This is a genomic window from Streptomyces sp. H27-H1 (genome assembly GCF_026627445.1).
GTDB lineage: Bacteria > Actinomycetota > Actinomycetes > Streptomycetales > Streptomycetaceae > Streptomyces.
Map to the genome: position 1 here is coordinate 237,407 of NZ_JAPNLJ010000007.1, position 18,241 is coordinate 255,647.

Genomic DNA, 18,241 nt, shown 5'->3' on the forward strand with positions numbered 1-18,241 from the left:
CCTTCAGTCGCCGTCAGCCGCCGTAGAACAGCTCGTCCACCACGCCCCGCGCGCGCCGCGTGATGCGGCGGTAGTCGTCGAGCATTTCGCCGACGCGGCCCTCCTGGTAGCCGAGGTAGCGGCCGACCGCCGCCAGTTCGCGGGCTTCCGAGGGGAAGGTGTCGCCCGCGCGGCCGCGGACCAGCATCACGGCGTTGCGGACCCGGGTGGCCAGCACCCAGGCCTCGTCCAGGATCTGCGCCTCCTCGGTGGGGATCAGGCCGGCCGCGTGGGCGGCGGCCAGGGCCTCGCGGGTGCGGGTCGTGCGCAGGCCCGGTTCGGCCCAGGCGTGCCGCATCTGGATCAGCTGGACGGTCCACTCGACGTCGCTGAGGCCACCGCGGCCGAGTTTGGTGTGCAGGGTGGGATCCGCGCCGCGGGGCAGTCGTTCCGATTCCATGCGGGCCTTCAGCCGCCGGATCTCGCGGACCGCGTCCTCGCCGAGGCCTTCCACCGGGTAGCGCAGCGGGTCGATCAATTCGATGAAGCGGCCGCCTAGTTCGAGGTCCCCGGCGACCGGTTCGGCGCGCAGCAGGGCCTGGGACTCCCACGTCAGGGACCAGCGGCGGTAGTAGGCGGCGTAGGAGGAGAGCGTACGGACCAGGGGGCCGGAGCGGCCTTCGGGGCGCAGGTCGGCGTCGATGATCAGCGGCGGGTCGGCGGTGGGGAGTTGGAGGAGCCGGCGCATCTCGGCGATGACGTTCTGGGCGGCCTTGGCGGCCTCTTGTTCGTCGACGCCCTCGCGCGGCTCGTGGACGAACAGGACGTCGGCGTCGGAGCCGTAGCCGAGCTCGTGGCCGCCGAAGCGGCCCACGCCGATGATCGCGAAGCGGGTGGGCAGGGTGTCGCCCCAGTGGCCCTGGACGGCGGCGCGCAGGGCTCCGGCGACGGTGACGGCGGTGAGCTCGGAGACGGCTCGGCCGACCCGGTCGACCAGGGCTCCGTGGTCCTCCTCGGCAGGGCTGTCCTCCGTACCGTAGGAGCCGATGATGTCGGCGGCGGTGGTGCGGAACAGCTCGCGGCGGCGCACTCCGCGGGTGGCGGCCACACCGGCTTCCGGGTTGTCGGCGCGGCCGACGGCGGCGAGCACCTCCTGTTCCAGGGCCTCGCGGGTACGGGGAACCAGGCCTTCGGGGTCGCCCAGCAGGGCCACGGCCTCGGGTGCGCGCAGGAGGAGGTCGGGGGCGAGGCGTCCGGCGGAGAGCACCCGGGCGAGGTTCTCCGCGGCGGCCCCCTCGTCGCGCAGGAGGCGCAGGTACCAGGGGGTCCTGCCGAGGGCGTCGGAGACCTTGCGGAAGTTCAGCAGGCCCGCGTCCGGGTCGGCGGAGTCGGCGAACCAGCCGAGGAGCACGGGCAGCAGGGTGCGCTGGATGGCGGCTGCGCGGGTGACTCCGGAGGCGAGGGCTTCGAGGTGGCGCAGGGCTGCGACCGGATCGGCGTAGCCGAGGGCTTCGAGGCGCTGGCCGGCGGCGCGCGGGGAGAGCCGGGTCTCGCCGGGGGCGAGCTGGGCCACGGCGTCGAGGAGCGGCCGGTAGAAGAGCTTCTCGTGCAGGCGGCGGACGACGGAGGCGTGCCGGCGCCAGGCCTTGTTGAGCTCGGCGACGGGTTCGGTGCGCAGGCCCAGCGAGCGGCCCAGGCGCCGCAGGTCGGCCTCGTCCTCGGGGACGAGGTGGGTGCGGCGCAGCCGGTAGAGCTGGATGCGGTGTTCCATGGCGCGCAGGAAGCGGTACGCGTCGTGCAGTTGGGCGGCGTCGGCGCGCCCGACGTAGCCGCCGGCGGCGAGGGCTTGGAGCGCGTCGAGGGTGCTGCCGGAGCGCAGGGTGGCGTCGGAGCGGCCGTGTACGAGCTGGAGGAGCTGAACGGCGAACTCGACGTCGCGCAGGCCGCCGGGGCCGAGTTTCAGCTCGCGGTCGACCTGGGCGGCGGGAATGTTGTCGACGACGCGGCGGCGCATCTCCTGGACGTCGCCGACGAAGTTCTCGCGTTCGGCGGCCTGCCAGACGAGGGGAGTTGTGGCGTCGATGTACTCGGCGCCGAGCGCCTCGTCGCCCGCGACGGCGCGGGCCTTCAGGAGAGCCTGGAACTCCCAGGTCTTGGCCCAGCGCTGGTAGTAGGCGAGGTGGGAGGAGAGGGTGCGGACGAGCGGACCGTTTCTGCCCTCGGGGCGCAGGTTGGCGTCGACGGGCCAGATGGTGCCTTCGACGGTGGTCTCGGAGCAGATCCGCATGAGGTGGGAGGCGAGGCGCGCGGCGGCCTGGACGGCCTTGCCCTCGTCCGCGCCGGGGGCCGCGTCCCCGACGAAGATGACGTCCACGTCGGAGACGTAGTTCAGCTCGTTGCCGCCGCACTTGCCCATCGCGATGACGGCGAGCCGGCAGACCGCCGCGTCCTCGGGGGCGGCCGCGCTCGCGATGCGCAGGGCCGCGCGGAGGGTGGCGGTGGCGAGGTCGGCGAGTTCGGCGGCGGTCTGGGCTACGTCTATGGTCCCGCAGACGTCGCGGGCGGCGATGGAGAGCAGGCAGCGGCGGTAGGCGACGCGCAGGTCGACGGGGTCGTGGGCGCCGGCCAGCCCTTGCTCGAACTCGGGGAGCCCGGGGTGCAGATCGGCGGCCTCGTAGGTGACGAGGGCCTGCCAGTCCCTGGGGTGGCGGGCGAGGTGGTCGGCGAGGGCCTCGGAGGCGCCGAGTACGCCGAGGAGGCGGTCGCGCAGGGGCTTGGCGCTGACGAGGGTGCCGAGGAGGACGGGCAGTTCCTCGGGCGTCTGCGCCTCTGCGATGCGGACCAGCCCGAGGAGGGCGAGGTCGGGATCGGCGGTGGCCCCGAGTGCGTCGAGGAGCACCGGATCGGTGCGTACGGCGGCCAGCTCGTCGGTGTCGAGCAGCCGGGTGGCGGCCGCGAGGTCGGTGAACCCGCTGCGCAGCAGTCGGCTGAAGGTACTGCTCCTGCGTCCCGGGACTGTCATCCCGCCGCCTCCCGCGTACGTCGGCCTGCCCTTGCCGTGGCCGGGCGGTTTCGCGGGTTGCCGCCGTCGGCAGGGTCCGCGCTTCCGCCCGGGAAGAGCCTAGCCGGAGCAGGCGTTCGGCTCACCGCGCGCAGGATGTGGCGGGTTGTCCGGTTTTCGTCGGAGCCTCCCTGGCGCGTCTCGCCGGAAGCGGCTCACGCGAACCCGTCAACGCCCCCCGGGGGGGCGTTTTTTGGTGGCGCGCGCGAACGGCCGGGGGTGCGGCCGCCGAGGACCGGGGGTGCGGCCGCCGAGTGACTTAGGACACGGACGACCCCTGGAACCGGCATGCGTCCGGCGCCCATGTCCACATATCGGACCGCATAGGAACTCATCGGCCAACCGAGTGAACCAACTGTGCCGAAATGGACTCTCACTGACTGACCGACAGCTCCACCCGGTCCTTCCTGCCAGAACGACCCCGAGGCGTAACCGATGCCCGTATCCCGCCGACGCTTCCTCCTCGCGACCGTGCTCCCGATGCTGACCGTCGGGGTCACCGGTGCGCTCGCCGTCGCCTCAGGCCAGCAGACCGCGGCCGAGGTCGTCCCGGGACCCGATCCCTCGGCCGTCGTCCCGGCGAGCATCACCGCCGGCTCGGTCGTACAGATCGTCGCCCACCCGGACGACGACCTGTACTTCATGAACCCGGACATCATCCGCTCCCTGACGGCCGGCACCCCGCTCACCACCCTCTACCTCACCTCCGGCGAGGCCGACGGCCGCAACGGGGCGGTCGGCGGCGCGGCCAAGGACCCGGCGCAGCCCGTCGACCGGCGCCACTACGCGGAGGCCCGGCAGAACGGCATACGCGCGGCCTACGCGCAGATGGCCACCGGCGACCGCACCAGCGCGTGGCGGCGTACGGTCATATCCACCGCCGGCGGCGGCCACGCCGAGCTCGACGTACTGGTGGCGAAGCCCCACATCAACCTGGTCTGGATGCAGATACGCGAGGCCCGCGCCTCCACCACCGACACCGTGGACAACCTGCGCGGCCTGTGGAACGGCCGGACCCCGACGGTCTCCCCGTACCTCGCCGCCGAGACCCCGGTGACGCAGCCGCCGAGGTACACCAAGGACCAGGTGATAGCGGCGATATCGGGGATCCTGGAGCGGTACAAGCCGACGACGATACGGATGCTGGACCCGACGCCGGGCCGGTACCCGGAGACCGGCAAGGTCACCGACCATCAGGACCACACGTACTCGGCGCGGTTCGCGCAGGCCGGGGCCGCCTCGTACGCGGCGCGGGTACCGCTGGGGCAGCGGCCCCGCTTCACCGTCCAGAACTACCTCGGGTACCACAACGGCAGGCTGCCGCACACGCTGGACCCGCAGACGGCCCAGCAGAAGGTCGGCTTCCTCAAGACGTACGCCTGGTCTGACAAGCAGAACTACTGCGGCTCGACCTCCGGCTGCGGCGACCGCAAGGTGGCGGGCAACCCGGCCGGCCACAACTGGGCCGAGTCGCTGCGCTACGTACGCGGCGACCACTCCTCCTGGCTGGCGCAGGGCACGACCGGCCACCTGTACGCCTTCGCCGCCCTCGACGGCCAGATGGCCGTCTGGAACCGCGGCGCCGGCACCGGCGCCGGCGCCGCCTGGCAGGGTCCGGCGCTGCTGCCGGGCACCGGCATCGACCCGGGTGCCACCACCGCCCGCCTGCCCGACGGGCGCGTCGTCGTCCTCGCCACCCGCACCGTCTTCGGCGACCGGCCGGAGGACTACCGGCGCGAGATCGTCTACGCCGCCCAGTCCGTGCCCGGCGGCCCCTTCATGGCGTGGGTCTCGCTCGGCACCCCGGAGCCCGGCGACGAGTCCGGAATCTCCTCGATCAGCGCGCCCACGGCGGCAGTCGACCAGGACGGCCGGCTGACGGTGTACGTCCGCAACTCGCGGCGCGTCCTGCTCGCCAGGACCCAGGACCGGCCCTCGGGGGCCTTCGGCGGCTGGCAGCAGCTGGGTGGCGGCGACCTCCAGTCCGACCCGGTGACGGCCACCGACTCCGCCGGGCGCCGCCACGTCTACGTCGCCACCACCCAGTCGGTGCTCGCCTGGATCCAGCCCGCCCCCGGCGCCCCGCTGGCCGGACCGTTCCCGACCGGGCTCCCCGCCACCACCCTCCCCCTCACGGCGGCCCCGGAGGCGGCGGGCATACGCCTCTACTTCCGGCGCCCCGACTCCGGGGCCGTACGCACCGCCCTGGTCACGGCGGCGGCCGGCGGCGCGTTGCCGGTGGTCTCCAGCATCGCGGAGACCGGCGGCCGGGCGGGCTACGGCGCGGTCGGCGTGGCGGGCCGCGTCATCGCGGGCCGCACCGGCTCGGGCACCATCAGCACCACGTCCCTCGGCGGCCCGCCGGCGTGGACGGAGTCCGAAGTGCTCTTCGCGGGCGCCCCGGCGGGCATCCAGGAACCGGGCGGCAAAACGACGACGGCGGTCCTGGGCCTGGACGCCGAACTCCACGTCACCACCACCCTCGCCACCTCCACCCGCACTACCTGGCACCGCGCGGTACCGACGGCGTAGCCGAGACGACTCCGGGCCGACGGTCATCGACCGTCGGCCCGGAGTGTCAGAAATTTCTGACAGTGCTGCTGAGCTGCGCTTACAGCACCGGCATCATCTTGCGGAGCTCGAAGGCCGTGACCTCGCTCCGGTACTCCTCCCACTCCTGCTTCTTGTTGCGGAGGAAGAAGTCGAAGACGTGCTCACCGAGGGTTTCGGCGACCAGTTCGCTGCGCTCCATCAGGGCGATGGCCTCGCCGAGGTTCTGCGGGAGGGGCTCGATGCCCATCGCGCGGCGTTCCGCGTCGGAGAGGGCCCAGACGTCGTCGTCGGCGCCGGCCGGGAGCTCGTAGCCCTCCTCGATGCCCTTCAGGCCCGCGGCCAGGAGGACGGCGTACGTCAGGTAGGGGTTGGCGCCCGAGTCGATCGAGCGGACCTCCACGCGGGAGGAGCCCGTCTTGCCCGGCTTGTACATCGGGACGCGGATCAGGGCCGAGCGGTTGTTGTGGCCCCAGCAGATGTACGAGGGGGCCTCGCCGCCGGAGCCGGCGGTGCGGGAGGAGCCGCCCCAGATGCGCTTGTAGGAGTTGACCCACTGGTTGGTGACCGCCGCCGTTTCGGCCGCGTGGCGGAGCAGGCCCGCGATGAAGGAGCGGCCGACCTTGGAGAGCTGGTACTCGGCGCCCGACTCGTAGAAGGCGTTGCGGTCGCCCTCGAAGAGGGAGAGGTGGGTGTGCATGCCCGAACCGGGGTACTCCGAGAACGGCTTCGGCATGAAGGTGGCATGGACTCCCTGTTCCAGTGCGACCTGCTTCATGACCAGGCGGAAGGTCATGATGTTGTCGGCCGTGGAGAGGGCGTCGGCGTAGCGCAGGTCGATCTCCTGCTGGCCGGGGGCGCCCTCGTGGTGGCTGAACTCGACCGAGATGCCCATGGATTCGAGCATCGTGATCGCCTGGCGGCGGAAGTCCATGCCGACGTTCTGCGGCGTGTGGTCGAAGTAGCCCGAGTTGTCCGCGGGGGTGGGCCGGGTGCCGTCCAGCGGCTTGTCCTTGAGCAGGAAGAACTCGATCTCCGGGTGGGTGTAGAAGGTGAAGCCCAGGTCGGAGGTCTTGTTCAGGATGCGCTTGAGGACGTACCGCGGGTCCGCGTACGACGGGGAGCCGTCCGGCATCAGGATGTCGCAGAACATCCGGGCGGTCCCGGGGGCCTCCGCGCGCCACGGCAGTATCTGGAAGGTGCTCGGGTCCGGCTTGGCGATCATGTCGGACTCGTAGACCCGCGCGAACCCCTCGATGGCCGAGCCGTCGAAGCCGATGCCCTCGTCGAAGGCCTGCTCCAGCTCCGCCGGCGCTACCGCGACGGACTTCAGGAAGCCCAGTACATCGGTGAACCACAGCCGCACGAAGCGGATGTCGCGCTCCTCGAGCGTCCGGAGGACGAATTCCTGCTGCTTGTCCATGGCTTCATCCTCGCAGTTCAGGCGGCCTGTGCACCACCACCGCGGGGGCGGGGGCACAGTCGGGCCGGCCCAGTATCGCCAGCAGTGGTTTCCGCCAGATTACGCACCCCGGAAAGCCGGCGGCACCCCCGCACTGACCTTGGGCCCGTCATGAGCATTACCATCGGCGCCCATGGGGGGTGGGAAGCACACCGAGCGGGGGCGTCGGGGACGTCCGCCGCTCCGCCATGCCCTCCCCTTCCTCCTGATGGCCTTCGGGGTGCTGGCCGGCGCGGCCCTGCTGTGCGCACGGCCCGGGGCCGAACCCTACGGATCGGCGGCGCCGCACGCGCCGGAGCACGTCTCCTGCCTGTCGCCGTCCGGCCCGCCCGGCTGTTCCGCGCTCTCGCACGTGACCCCCGGGGTGCTGCCCGGACCCCCGCAGGCCGGCGCCGTGGTGGCCGGCGGCGGGCCCGCGCCCGCCGTACGCCCCGCACCCGCGGCGGGGATCCGGCCGCCTTCGGCGCTCGCGCGCGGCCCCGACCTGCACGCCCTCCAAGTACTGCGGACCTGACCGGTCCCGGTTCGCCCAGGCAGCGCGTTCTCCCTCCACCCCCCTCAGCAAAAGGATTCAGGGCACATGGCCAGCAGGAAGACCGAGACCAACAACTCCCGCCAGACGCGAATAGCCGAGATGCGCCGCGCCGACCAGTCGCGCGACCGGCGCAACAAGGCCATCGCGATCACCGCGTCGGCCGCCATCGTCACCGGGCTCATCGGCTTCGGCGCATGGGTGATGGTCGACCAGCAGAACAAGAAGGACGCCGACGAGGCCAAGGCGAAGGCGCCGGTCCAGGGCGAGCAGACCTGGGACGCCAAGACACTCGGCCGCAAGCACGTCGAGACCCCGGTGAAGTACGAGATGAACCCGCCGGTCGGCGGGGACCACAACCCCCGCTGGATGAACTGCAACGGCGACGTCTACACGAACCCGATTCCCGAGGTCAACGCCGTCCACTCGCTCGAGCACGGCGCCGTGTGGGTGACGTACAACGACAAGGCCGCCAAGGCCGACGTCGACAAGCTCGCCGCCAAGGTGGCCAAGACCCCGTACACGCTGATGAGCCCCGACAAGGAGCAGACCGGCGCGATCATGCTCAGCGCGTGGGGCAAGCAGCTGACCGTGGACACGGCGGACGACGCCCGGGTGGCGACGTTCCTCACCAAGTACGTGCAGGGCCCGCAGACCCCCGAGCCGGGCGCGGCCTGCACGAACGGGCTGGCCGACAAGTGACCCGTACGGCCGGTAGCGGCTCGGTGGCCCGTACGTACTGGGCCGCGGGCTCGGCCGTCGGCCTGGCGCTGCTCTTCGCGGTGGGGGCCACGGTCGCCACCGCGGGGGGAGCCGATTCCGCCCCGTCCTCCCGTACGCCGGGGCTCTACTCCGCCGACGCGGGCTTCGCCCGGGACATGGCCGTGCACCACCAGCAGGCGGTGGAGATGTCGTTCATCGTGCGCGACCGCACGAAGGACGAGCCGGTACGCAGCCTCGCCTACGACATCGCCAACACCCAGGCCAATCAGCGCGGCATGCTGCTGGGCTGGCTGGACCTGTGGGCACTGCCCAAGTCGGTGGCCGACGAGCCGCCGATGTCCTGGATGGGGACGCAGGGCGCCGCGGGCATGGAGGGCCACGACATGGGCGGGGTCGTCACCAAGCCCGGCGCGCTCATGCCCGGCATGGCCACGAAGGCGGAGCTGGCACAGCTCGGCTCCGCCGAGGGCCGGGACGCCGAGGTGCTCTACCTGCGGCTGATGACCGACCACCACAAGGGCGGCGTCGCGATGGCCCGGGGGTGCGCGACCCAGTGCGAGAACCCGGCCGAGCGGGCGCTGGCCCAGGGCATGGTCGAGGCCCAGCAGTCGGAGCTCAGCCTGATGGCCGACATGCTGAAGCAGCGCGGGGCGGAGCCGCCGGCGGGGTGAGGAGGGGCGGTGGCGGGGCCGGATCCGTCACCCGTACGGCCCCCTGTCACCCGTGTGGAGTCGCGTGGTCCGAACGGGCGAATGAGGATGAATACGCCGAGGCGGGCGCACCAGCGCCCGGCCGCTACGGCGTGCTCAGGAGGTTTACGCGATGACCACCGCCGGAGAGATCATGAACCCCGGGGCCCAGTGGATCCCCGCCACCGAGACCCTGGACCGGGCCGCGCAGCTGATGAGCCGGCTCGATGTGGGGGCGCTACCCATCAGCGACTCCAACGAACGGCTCTGCGGCATCCTGACCGACCGCGACATCGTCATCGGCTGTGTGGCCAAGGGGCACGACCCCGCGAAGACCACGGCCGGCGACATGGCCCGGGGCACCCCGCGCTGGATCGACGCGGGCGCCGACGTCTCCGAGGTGCTGGAGGAGATGCAGAGCCACCAGATCCGCCGCCTCCCGGTCATCGACAACAAGCGGCTGGTCGGGATGATCAGCGAGGCCGACCTGGCCAAGCACCTGTCGGACCAGCAGATAGCCGGCTGGGCCGAGAAGGTCTACGCCCGGAGCTAGAGCCCTCCCGCAGCCACCGGCCGCGCCGCGTACAGGACCGCCCGCGCCACTTGGTGCGGGCGGTCCAGCATGACCAGATGTCCGGCCGGCTCCGCGACCTCGAAACGGGCGCCCAGCGCATCCGCCAGCGCGGCCTGGCGGCCCAGCCAGCCCAGGCCGCCCCGGCGCGCGCCGGGGTCGTGACCGGCCAGCACGGTGGCGGGCGCGGTCAGCGGCAGCTCCGCGCGCAGCGCCAGTACCTCGGCGGCCGCGTCGGGGTAGCCGGAGTTCTCCAGCAGGGCTCCGCGCCATACCCGGCCGGTCCGGTAGCAGCGGCGTACGAGGTCCCGCGCGGCCGGGTCCGCGCCGCCCGCGCGGGATGCCCGTACGGCGGCCCGCCGGGCCCAGGGGCCCAGCGCGGCGGGCAGCCCGGCGGCGCTCACGGCCCGGCCGAGCAGCCGGGCCGCGCCGGTGCGCACCCCCGCGGGCAGGACCGTACGGGGCCGCTCCTCCACGCTGCTGTCGACCAGCACCAAGGCGGCGGTGCGCCCGGGGTACAGCCGGGCGAAGGCCTCGGCGTGGAACCCGGCGATGGAGTGCCCGGCCACGGTGACGCGCTCGGCGCCCAGGCCCAGGGCGTCCAGCAGTCCGGCGATCCGGTGGGCCTCCCCGGCGGCGGACGCCGGACGCACGGCGGGTGCGCTCAGCCCGTGCCCCGGACGGTCGAAGCGGACGACGGTACGGCCCGCGGCGACGAGCAGCTCCGCCACGGGGTCCCAGTCGAACCAGGCCATGGCGAGTCCGGCACTGAGGACCACCGGGGGTCCGGAGCCCTCCACGACCACGTGCAGCGGCACCCGGTCGACGGCAGGGGCGGCGGCCGGGGCGGCCGGGGTCGCGGGGGGCGCGGGGGTCGCCGGGACTCGGACGAACCGGCCCACCCGGCCGGGAGCGGACATGTCCGCGGAACCGCTCACGTACGGCGTTCCCGGTGGACGGAGTACGCGAGCAGGCCCAGCCAGACGGCCACGAACAGCACCTGGAGCCGCTGCCCGGCACCGAGCGCCCAGGTGCCGTGCCCGGCGGTGAACAGAGCGATGGAGACCAGGGTCCAGACGGTGGCGAGCAGTTCGAGTGCGACGAGCGCGGGCCCGAACCGCGCGAGCGGGGCCAGGCGGCCGTAGCGCCGGGCGGCGAGCGTGAGGGCCACGATCCCGACGAGTGCTCCCGTCATGGCGAGACTGCTGCTGACGGCGTGCGCCTGATGGGTGGCGGGGACCAGTCCGGCCGTCTCCCGCGCAGCGCATTCGGGGTCCACGGTCGGCGTGCAGCTGAGCGGCAGCCAGGCGTCCGCCGCGGTGGCGGCGCCGAAGAGGGTGACCCCGGACCAGCCGGCGACCGACCAGAGCCGACGGGGTTCGAGGCGTCCGGCGAGGCGGACCAGTGCGAGGAGGCCGCCGAGGAGCACGAAGAGGCCGGCGGTGAAGTCGGTGGCCCGGAACAGGCCGCCGAGCGGCTGGTCCTGGGCCGCGAGCTCGCTGACGTACGTCTCGATGGGGTTCAGGCCCGTGGAGAGGACGACTTCGAGGACCCACGCGGTGTAGGCGGCGGCGCCGAGCCCGATGAGGAGGGCTACGGGGCGGGCACCGGTCGACCCGGCCGTGGCGAAGGGGGTGTTCACGGACTTCCAGGATCTCCGGGACTGCACGGGCTTCAAGTGCTTGAGGGGGCTCCGGGAGTGCTGGGGGCTCTGGCGGCTCCCGGGGTTCAGCGGGGGATCTTTTGTGGACATAATGCGACTAATCCTAGACGCGGCCGGGCCCGGTCCTACGATCGGATACCCACCCCGGGTAGGGTTTCGCCCATGACCCGCCCAGTCCAGCGCATCCAGCGACCAGCAGTCCGGTGGCCCCGGCTGCTGCTGTTCGCCGCGCTGCTGCTGGGCATCGCGGCCATGCACACGGTGGGCCATCCGACGCCGGCCCACGCCATGGAGGACGTGCCGTCGACCCGTTTCGTTCCCCAGGGCGGGCATACGCCGTCCGGGGCGGCGCACGGCGGCCGACCGTACGACGCGCCGGACATGACGGCCCGGTCGCACGTGACGGCCCCGTCGGAGATGGCGGCATCGTCGGAGATGACGACCTCGTCGGAGATGGCGGCCGCCACCATCGCCGGCGCGGCCACCCCCGCCGCCGCGGAGGCCCCGTCCCCGGAGCACACCGGCATGGACCCCATGTCCGTGTGTCTCGCCGTACTGGTCGCCCTCCCCCTGCTGGTCCTCGGAGCCGGACTGGCCGGCCCGCGCCGTGCTACGCCGCTCGGGGGCGCGGCACGCGCGCCGGGCCGGTCCGGCGGTCCGGACCCGCCGCCACCCCGCGGACTCCTCACCCTGCTGGCGGTTCTGCGCGTATAGGCCGGGCTCCGCCGTCGCCCCCGCATGTCTTCGGGGCGGATGCAGACGGTGCCCACCTGCCCGCCACACACCATCACGAGGTGTTCCGCCGTGCGCTCTCTCCCGCGCTCTCTCCCGCGCTCATTCCCGCGCTCTTCCGTTTCCCCTTCCTCCCCCTCCTCCCCTTCCCGCCGCGCCGTCCTCGGTGCCGGCGCCGCCCTCGCCGGCTCCGGGCTGCTCTCCGCCTGCTCGGACTCCGGTATGGCCGGCATGGACCACGGCTCCGGGTCCACGGGCAAGGGGGCGTCCTCCCCCGCCGCCGCACCCGGCGGCTACGTGGACCCGGCCGGCGCCGAAGTACGGGCCGCCGAGGCCGCCCGCAAGGCCACCGGTCCACTCACCGAGGTGCGGCTGACGGCCACCGCCACCCCGCTCGACCTCGGCGGGGGCCGTACCGTCCGCTCGTGGGCGTACGGGGACAAGCTGCCGGGCCAGGAGGTACGGGTCACCGCGGGCGGCACCCTCGCCCTGACCCTGGCCAACAACCTCCCCGAGGCAACCTCCCTGCACTGGCACGGCCTGGCGCTGCGCAACGACATGGACGGGGTGCCGGGGCTGACCCAGCGGGACATCGCGCCGGGCGGGTCGTTCAGGTACGAGTTCGCCGCCACGCACCCCGGCACGTACTGGTTCCATCCGCACTCCGGGGTCCAGCAGGACCGCGGCCTGTACGCGCCGCTGATCGTCGAGGACCCCAAGGAGCCTCTCTCCTACGACAAGGAGTGGGTGGTCGTACTCGACGACTGGCTCGACGGGGTGGACGGCTCCACCCCCGACGCCGTGCTCACCGAACTCCGCAAGGGCATGGACATGAGCTCGGGCGGCGGCCACTCGGGCCACGGCTCCGGCTCCGGCTCCATGGGCACGCCCTCCGCCGGCGCGAGCGGCGGCCCGTCCCGCGTCCTCATGGGCGTCGTCAGCGAGGTCCTCGGCAAGGACCCGGGCGATGTCGCGTACCCGCACTACCTGGTCAACGGCCGCACTGCCGAGGACCCCTCGGTCTTCACCGCCCGCCCCGGCGACCGGATCCGGCTCAGGATCATCAACGCGGGCGGGGACTCCGCCTTCCGGATCGCCCTGGGCGGCCACGAGTTCACCGTCACCCACACCGACGGCTTCCCCGTCGAACACACGGCCGCCCGCTCGCTCCTGCTGGGCATGGGAGAGCGCTACGACGTCCTGGTGACGGCGGGCGACGGGGTGTTCCCGCTGACCGCGCTCGCCGAGGGCAAGGGGGACTCGGCGGCGGCGCTCGCGGTGCTGCGCACCGGTTCGGGGGCGGCGCCGACCGCCGCGACCCGGCCGGCCGAACTGTCCGGACGGCCGCTGACGGCGGACGCCTTGAAGGCGGCGGAGCCGGTGGCGCTGGCCGCGCGCGAACCGGACCGTACGGTGCGGATCAAGCTGACCGGCGGGATGGCCGCGTACGACTGGGCCTTCGACGGCAAGCCGTACGCGCCGGACCAGCGCCACCCGGTGCAGGCGGGGGAACGGGTCCGGCTGGAGTTCAACAACTCCACAACGATGTGGCACCCGCTCCACCTGCACGGGCACACCTTCGCCCTCGGCGGCCGGCCGGGCGGGGCCCGCAAGGACACGGCGGTGGTGCTGCCCGGGGGCACCTCCCGGACGAAGTCTGGGGGCGGGAAGCTGACGGTCGATTTCGACGCCGACAATCCCGGTCTGTGGATGGTGCATTGCCACAACGTCTACCACTCGGAGGCCGGGATGATGACCGTACTCGGCTACCGGCGCTAGCCGGATCCCGCTCCGGAAGGGGCCGGTGGCACGCCGTCTCGAGCGCGCCGCCGGCCCGGCCGCCGGGGGCCGAAATCCTCGCCGGGCAGGCCGGGTTCCATGGCAGGCTGGTGATCGTCACGCGCCGATTGCGATCTGAAGGACTCCCCGCCGGTATGAGCACCCCGCCGAACCCGCCCAGCACCCCTTCCGGCTCGCCGACGGAGCCCGCGGGCGCGCCCGTACCCGAGGCGGATTCCATACCGACGCCCGCGCAGCCCCTGTCCCTCGACAAGCCTCCGGCCCTGACTCCGTCCAAGCCTCCGGCCCCGACCCCACCGCTGCCCGAAGGTCCGGCGCAGCCTGCTGACGCGGCCGCGGCAGCGGCCCCGGGCGAGCCTGCGGACGCGGTTCCGGCGCAGCCCGCGGACGCGGTTCCGGCGGGCGCCGGGGCGGGCGTACCGGCAGCAGGCCAGGCCGCGGCCCCCGCTCAGCCCTTCGCCCAGGTTCCCGCCCCCGGTTCCTTCGCCCCGGTCACCCCCGCCCCGGGGGCGCCGTCCGGAGCTCCTGCGGCGCCCGTGTGGGGAGCGCCGTACCCCGCCGCACCCGGCGCCCCCGCACCCGCCAACCCCTGGGCCGCGCCCGCCGGTGGTTACCCCGGCGGCCCGCAGGCGCCCGGCTTCCCGGCGCCGCCGGCCGTCTCGAACGGGCTGGCCGTCGCCGCTCTGCTCCTCGGGCTGTTCGGCATTCTCGTCGGCCTCGTCCCCTTCTTCTTCTGGGCCGGCGCCCTCCTCGCCCTGACCGGCGTCGCCATCGGCATCGCGGCCGTCGTCAACGCGCGCCGCGGCGCGCCGCGCGCCACCATGGCCGCGATCGGCACGGTCCTCAGCGTCCTCGGTCTCGGCGCTTCGGTCGGCGGCTGGTTCATCACCAACACCGTCATCGAAAAGATCGACGCGAGGGTCGCCGACAACCGCTCGTACGACGACGACTACTACGACGGCTACTACGACGACGAGCCGACCTCCCCCGCCACCCCGACGGAGCCGGCCCCCACGCCATCCCCCTCCGACATTCCGGGCATGAACTCGGCCCTGGCCTGGGGCAAGCCCTACACCTACGAGGACGGAGTCCAGGTCGTCGTGCAGAGCGCGGCCCCGTACACCCCGTCCTCGACGGCCTACCCGCCCGAGGCCCGCAAGGGCAACGCGGTCAAGGTGAAGGTGAAGATCGTCAACAACTCGGGGGCCGCGCTCGACGTCAACCTGGCCATGCCGCACGCCCGCGACGACCAGGGCACCGAGGCCGAGATGGCCTTCGACGGCTCCGTGCCGAAGATGTTCAAGGGCTCGGTCCTGGCCGGCGAGTCGATGACCGGCACCTTCGCCTTCATCGTGCCCGAGGGGACCAAGAGCCTGCACTTCGAGATCGCGCCCGGCACCACGTACGACGACGCGATCTGGAGCGGCCCGATCGGCTGAACCGGCGGCTCCGAGGCCTGCGGCGACCCGGCGGCCCGGCAACTCCCAGGACATCGCGTCAGAAAGACGATTAGACTGGGCCGCGTGCCTCAACTACGCCTCGCTCTGAATCAGATCGACTCGCAGGTCGGCAACATCGCCGCCAATGCCGACTCGGTCGTCCACTGGACCCGGCACTCCGCCGAACAGGGCGCCCACCTGGTGGCGTTCCCGGAAATGGTGCTGACCGGGTACCCCGTCGAGGACCTCGCCCTGCGCGGCTCCTTCGTCGAGGCCTCCCGCTCCGCGCTGCGCGAGCTCGCGCAGCGGCTGGCGGCCGAGGGCTTCGGCGGGCTTCCGGTCGTCGTCGGCTACCTCGACCGTACGGAGCGGGCCGTGCCCCGGCTCGGCCGCCCCGCGGGGTCCCCGGAGAACGCGGCCGCCGTGCTGTACGGCGGGCAGGTCGTCCTGCGCTTCGCCAAGCACCACCTGCCCAACTACGGAGTCTTCGACGAGTTCCGGTACTTCGTGCCGGGCGACACCCAGCCGGTGATCCGGGTGCGGGGCGTGGACGTGGCCCTGGCCATCTGCGAGGACCTCTGGCAGGAGGGCGGGCGCGTCCCCGCCACCCGCTCCGCCGGGGCCGGCCTGCTGATCTCGATCAACGCCTCCCCGTACGAGCGCAACAAGGACGACCTCCGCCTGGAACTGGTGCGCAAGCGCGCCCAGGAGGCCGGCTGCACCCTCGCCTACCTGGCGATGATCGGCGGGCAGGACGAGCTGGTCTTCGACGGGGACTCGATCGTCGTCGACTCCGCGGGCGAGGTCATCGCGCGCGCCCCGCAGTTCTCCGAGGGCTGCGTACTGGTCGACCTCGACCTGCCTGCCGCCTCGGACACCCCCGCCGAGGGCACCGTCGAGGACGGCCTGCGCATCGACCGCGTGATCCTCACCGAGGAGCCGGTGGAGCCGTACGACCCGGTCGTGACCGGCGGTTACGCCGACCGGCTGGAGGACGACGAGGAGATCTACGACGCGCTGGTCGTGGGTCTGCGCGCATACGTACGGAAGAACGGGTTCCGCTCGGTCCTGATCGGCCTCTCCGGCGGTATCGACTCCGCGCTCGTGGCCGCCGTCGCCTGCGACGCGATCGGCGCGCAGAACGTGTACGGCGTCTCGATGCCGTCCAAGTACTCCTCGGAGCACTCCAAGGGCGACGCGGCCGATCTGGCCGATCGGACCGGCCTGAACTTCCGGACCGTGTCGATCGAGCCGATGTTCGACGCCTACATGGGCTCGCTGGGCCTGTCCGGGCTCGCCGAGGAGAACCTGCAGTCCCGGCTGCGCGGCACCCTGCTGATGGCGCTGTCCAACCAGGAGGGCCACATCGTGCTGGCCCCGGGCAACAAGTCGGAGCTGGCCGTCGGCTACTCCACCCTGTACGGGGACTCGGTGGGCGCGTACGGCCCGATCAAGGACGTCTACAAGACGGACGTCTTCCGCCTCGCCGAGTACCGCAACCGGGCTGCGGCCGAACGCGGCGAGACCCCGCCGATCCCGGAGAACTCCATCGTCAAGCCCCCGAGCGCCGAGCTGCGCCCCGGGCAGGTGGACACGGACTCGCTGCCGGACTACCCCGTGCTGGACGGGATCCTCGAGCTGTACGTCGACCGCGACCAGGGTCTGGAGGCGGTCGTCGCGGCCGGCTACGACCGCGAGCTCGTCGCCAAGACCCTGCGGATGGTGGACATGGCCGAGTACAAGCGCCGGCAGTACCCGCCGGGCACGAAGATCTCCGCGAAGGGCTTCGGCAAGGACCGCCGGCTGCCCATCACGAACGGCTGGCGCGAGCAGGCGTAGGAACCCGTCCGGTCCCGCCCCGTCCCGTCCGGTCCTACGGCTTCACGGTGACGCGGGCGGCGATCGGCAGGTGGTCGCTGCCCGTGCGGGGCAGGGTCCAGGAGGCCTCGGGGGTGACCCCGCGGACCAGGATCTGGTCGATGCGGGCCATCGGGAACTGCGCGGGCCAGCTGAAGCCGAAGCCGTCGCCGGACGCGCCCTGGGTGGAACGCAGCTGCGAGGTGACCTCGGACAGGGCCCGGTCGTTGACCGTTCCGTTGAGGTCGCCGAGCAGGATGACCCGGCTCAGCGGTTCCGCGGCGAGCGCGGAGCCGAGGGCGTCCGCGCTGTTGTCGCGCTGATTGGCGGTGAAGCCGGCCTTGAGCTTGACCCGGACCGAGGGGAGGTGCGCGACGAAGGCGGCCACTTCGCCGTAGGGGGTCCGGACGGTGGCGCGCATGGCCCGGGTCCAGCCCATCTTGATGTCGACGGGCTTGCTGGAGACGAGCGGGTACTTGCTCCACAGGCCGACGGTGCCTTCGACGGCGTGGTACTTGTACGTGCCCGCGAGGGCCTTCTCGTAGAGGGGGACGGCGCTGCCCTTGAGCTCGGTCAGGGCCAGTACGTCGGCTCCGGCCTTGGCGACCGAGGCGGCGGTGCCGGTGGGGTCGGTGTTGTCGGCGTCTACGTTGTGGGTGGCGACCGTGAGGTTGCCGCCGGCGTGCGCCTTGTCGGTGACCAGGCCGCCGAAGAGGTTCACCCACACCGCGGCGGTCAGCAGTATCGCGATCAGCGCGGTGGCTGATTTACGGAAGAGCGCGGCGGCGAACAGGAGCGGGACGGCCAGGCCCAGCCAGGGCAGGAAGGTCTCGGTGAGGCTGCCGAGGTTGCCGATGTCGTTGGGCAGCTCGGCGTGCAGGAGCATGACGAGCGAGATCAGCGCGGCGATCGCGGCGACCACGATCCCGCGGCGCCAGATGCCCGGATCCCGCCCCAGCTCCACCAGCCGGCGCCGGAGACCCGCCCGGGAGGGATCGGGCTCCGACCCGCCGCTCCCCGTCTCCGTCATGTACGCCTGTGCCATGCCACTGCCCTCGCTGCCGTGCTCGCACTCCGTCTCCGCCTCTTGACCCTAGGCGATATGCGGAGCGTTCCGCGCCGATTGTGTGTCGGCCGTACGTCCGGGAGGACGAACGGGCTAGCGGCCCGGGTTCCGCTTGTC

At 72.9% G+C, this 18,241-nt stretch carries 14 protein-coding genes; 9 read left to right on the forward strand and 5 right to left on the reverse strand.

Annotation, left to right across the window (positions count from 1 at the left end):
- Positions 1 to 13: 13 nt before the first annotated feature.
- On the reverse strand, positions 14 to 3,001 hold the full coding sequence (locus OTB20_RS10465; RefSeq protein WP_267816638.1) for a bifunctional [glutamine synthetase] adenylyltransferase/[glutamine synthetase]-adenylyl-L-tyrosine phosphorylase: 2,988 nt from the start codon (positions 2,999 to 3,001) through the stop codon (positions 14 to 16).
- 474 nt (positions 3,002 to 3,475) lie between these two features.
- Here OTB20_RS10465 and OTB20_RS10470 point away from each other — a divergent pair, with 474 nt between their 5' ends.
- Positions 3,476 to 5,572: a PIG-L family deacetylase gene (locus OTB20_RS10470; protein ID WP_267816640.1), complete on the forward strand. Its 2,097-nt coding sequence runs from the start codon at positions 3,476 to 3,478 to the stop codon at positions 5,570 to 5,572.
- Between the two features lie 79 nt (positions 5,573 to 5,651).
- Here the strand turns inward: OTB20_RS10470 and glnA are convergent, their stop codons facing one another.
- Positions 5,652 to 7,013, reverse strand: coding sequence for a type I glutamate--ammonia ligase (glnA, locus tag OTB20_RS10475; protein WP_267816641.1), 1,362 nt, complete (start codon positions 7,011 to 7,013; stop codon positions 5,652 to 5,654).
- Between the two features lie 172 nt (positions 7,014 to 7,185).
- On the opposite strand from glnA, the gene OTB20_RS10480 reads away from it, so the two are divergent.
- From OTB20_RS10480 to OTB20_RS10495, 4 genes are all read left to right on the forward strand, one after another.
- Positions 7,186 to 7,566: a hypothetical protein gene (locus OTB20_RS10480; protein WP_267816642.1), complete on the forward strand. Its 381-nt coding sequence runs from the start codon at positions 7,186 to 7,188 to the stop codon at positions 7,564 to 7,566.
- A gap of 66 nt (positions 7,567 to 7,632) precedes the next feature.
- A complete protein-coding gene (locus tag OTB20_RS10485) occupies positions 7,633 to 8,286 on the forward strand; it encodes a DUF3105 domain-containing protein (RefSeq protein WP_267816644.1) in 654 nt (217 codons plus the stop codon).
- Positions 8,283 to 8,978, forward strand: a complete 696-nt coding sequence (locus tag OTB20_RS10490; protein ID WP_267816646.1) for a DUF305 domain-containing protein — start codon at positions 8,283 to 8,285, stop codon at positions 8,976 to 8,978. The genes OTB20_RS10485 and OTB20_RS10490 overlap by 4 nt, the downstream gene beginning before the upstream one ends.
- Positions 8,979 to 9,129: 151 nt before the next feature.
- Positions 9,130 to 9,549, forward strand: a complete 420-nt coding sequence (locus tag OTB20_RS10495) for a CBS domain-containing protein (RefSeq protein WP_267816648.1) — start codon at positions 9,130 to 9,132, stop codon at positions 9,547 to 9,549.
- Here the strand turns inward: OTB20_RS10495 and OTB20_RS10500 are convergent.
- Both OTB20_RS10500 and OTB20_RS10505 read right to left on the reverse strand, forming a co-directional pair.
- Positions 9,546 to 10,505, reverse strand: a complete 960-nt coding sequence (locus tag OTB20_RS10500) for an alpha/beta fold hydrolase (protein ID WP_267816650.1) — start codon at positions 10,503 to 10,505, stop codon at positions 9,546 to 9,548. The two genes, OTB20_RS10495 and OTB20_RS10500, sit on opposite strands and share 4 nt — an antisense overlap.
- A complete protein-coding gene (locus OTB20_RS10505) occupies positions 10,502 to 11,209 on the reverse strand; it encodes a DUF998 domain-containing protein (protein ID WP_267816652.1) in 708 nt (235 codons plus the stop codon). Before OTB20_RS10505 ends, OTB20_RS10500 begins: the two co-directional genes overlap by 4 nt.
- A 183-nt stretch (positions 11,210 to 11,392) precedes the next feature.
- Here OTB20_RS10505 and OTB20_RS10510 point away from each other — a divergent pair, with 183 nt between their 5' ends.
- The 4 genes from OTB20_RS10510 (at position 11,393) to OTB20_RS10525 (ending at position 17,040) form a co-directional block, all read left to right on the forward strand.
- Positions 11,393 to 11,944: a hypothetical protein gene (locus OTB20_RS10510; RefSeq protein ID WP_267816654.1), complete on the forward strand. Its 552-nt coding sequence runs from the start codon at positions 11,393 to 11,395 to the stop codon at positions 11,942 to 11,944.
- Between the two features lie 213 nt (positions 11,945 to 12,157).
- The gene (locus OTB20_RS10515; RefSeq protein ID WP_267816712.1) at positions 12,158 to 13,741 is read left to right on the forward strand and encodes a multicopper oxidase family protein; all 1,584 of its coding nucleotides are present in this window, start codon (positions 12,158 to 12,160) and stop codon (positions 13,739 to 13,741) included.
- A gap of 155 nt (positions 13,742 to 13,896) precedes the next feature.
- On the forward strand, positions 13,897 to 15,201 hold the full coding sequence (locus tag OTB20_RS10520; protein WP_267816656.1) for a DUF4352 domain-containing protein: 1,305 nt from the start codon (positions 13,897 to 13,899) through the stop codon (positions 15,199 to 15,201).
- Positions 15,202 to 15,285: 84 nt separating this feature from the next.
- Positions 15,286 to 17,040, forward strand: coding sequence for an NAD+ synthase (locus tag OTB20_RS10525; RefSeq protein ID WP_267816658.1), 1,755 nt, complete (start codon positions 15,286 to 15,288; stop codon positions 17,038 to 17,040).
- Between the two features lie 34 nt (positions 17,041 to 17,074).
- Here OTB20_RS10525 and OTB20_RS10530 read toward each other — a convergent pair whose 3' ends face one another.
- A complete protein-coding gene (locus OTB20_RS10530; RefSeq protein ID WP_267816660.1) occupies positions 17,075 to 18,103 on the reverse strand; it encodes an endonuclease/exonuclease/phosphatase family protein in 1,029 nt (342 codons plus the stop codon).
- Positions 18,104 to 18,241: the final 138 nt, after the last annotated feature.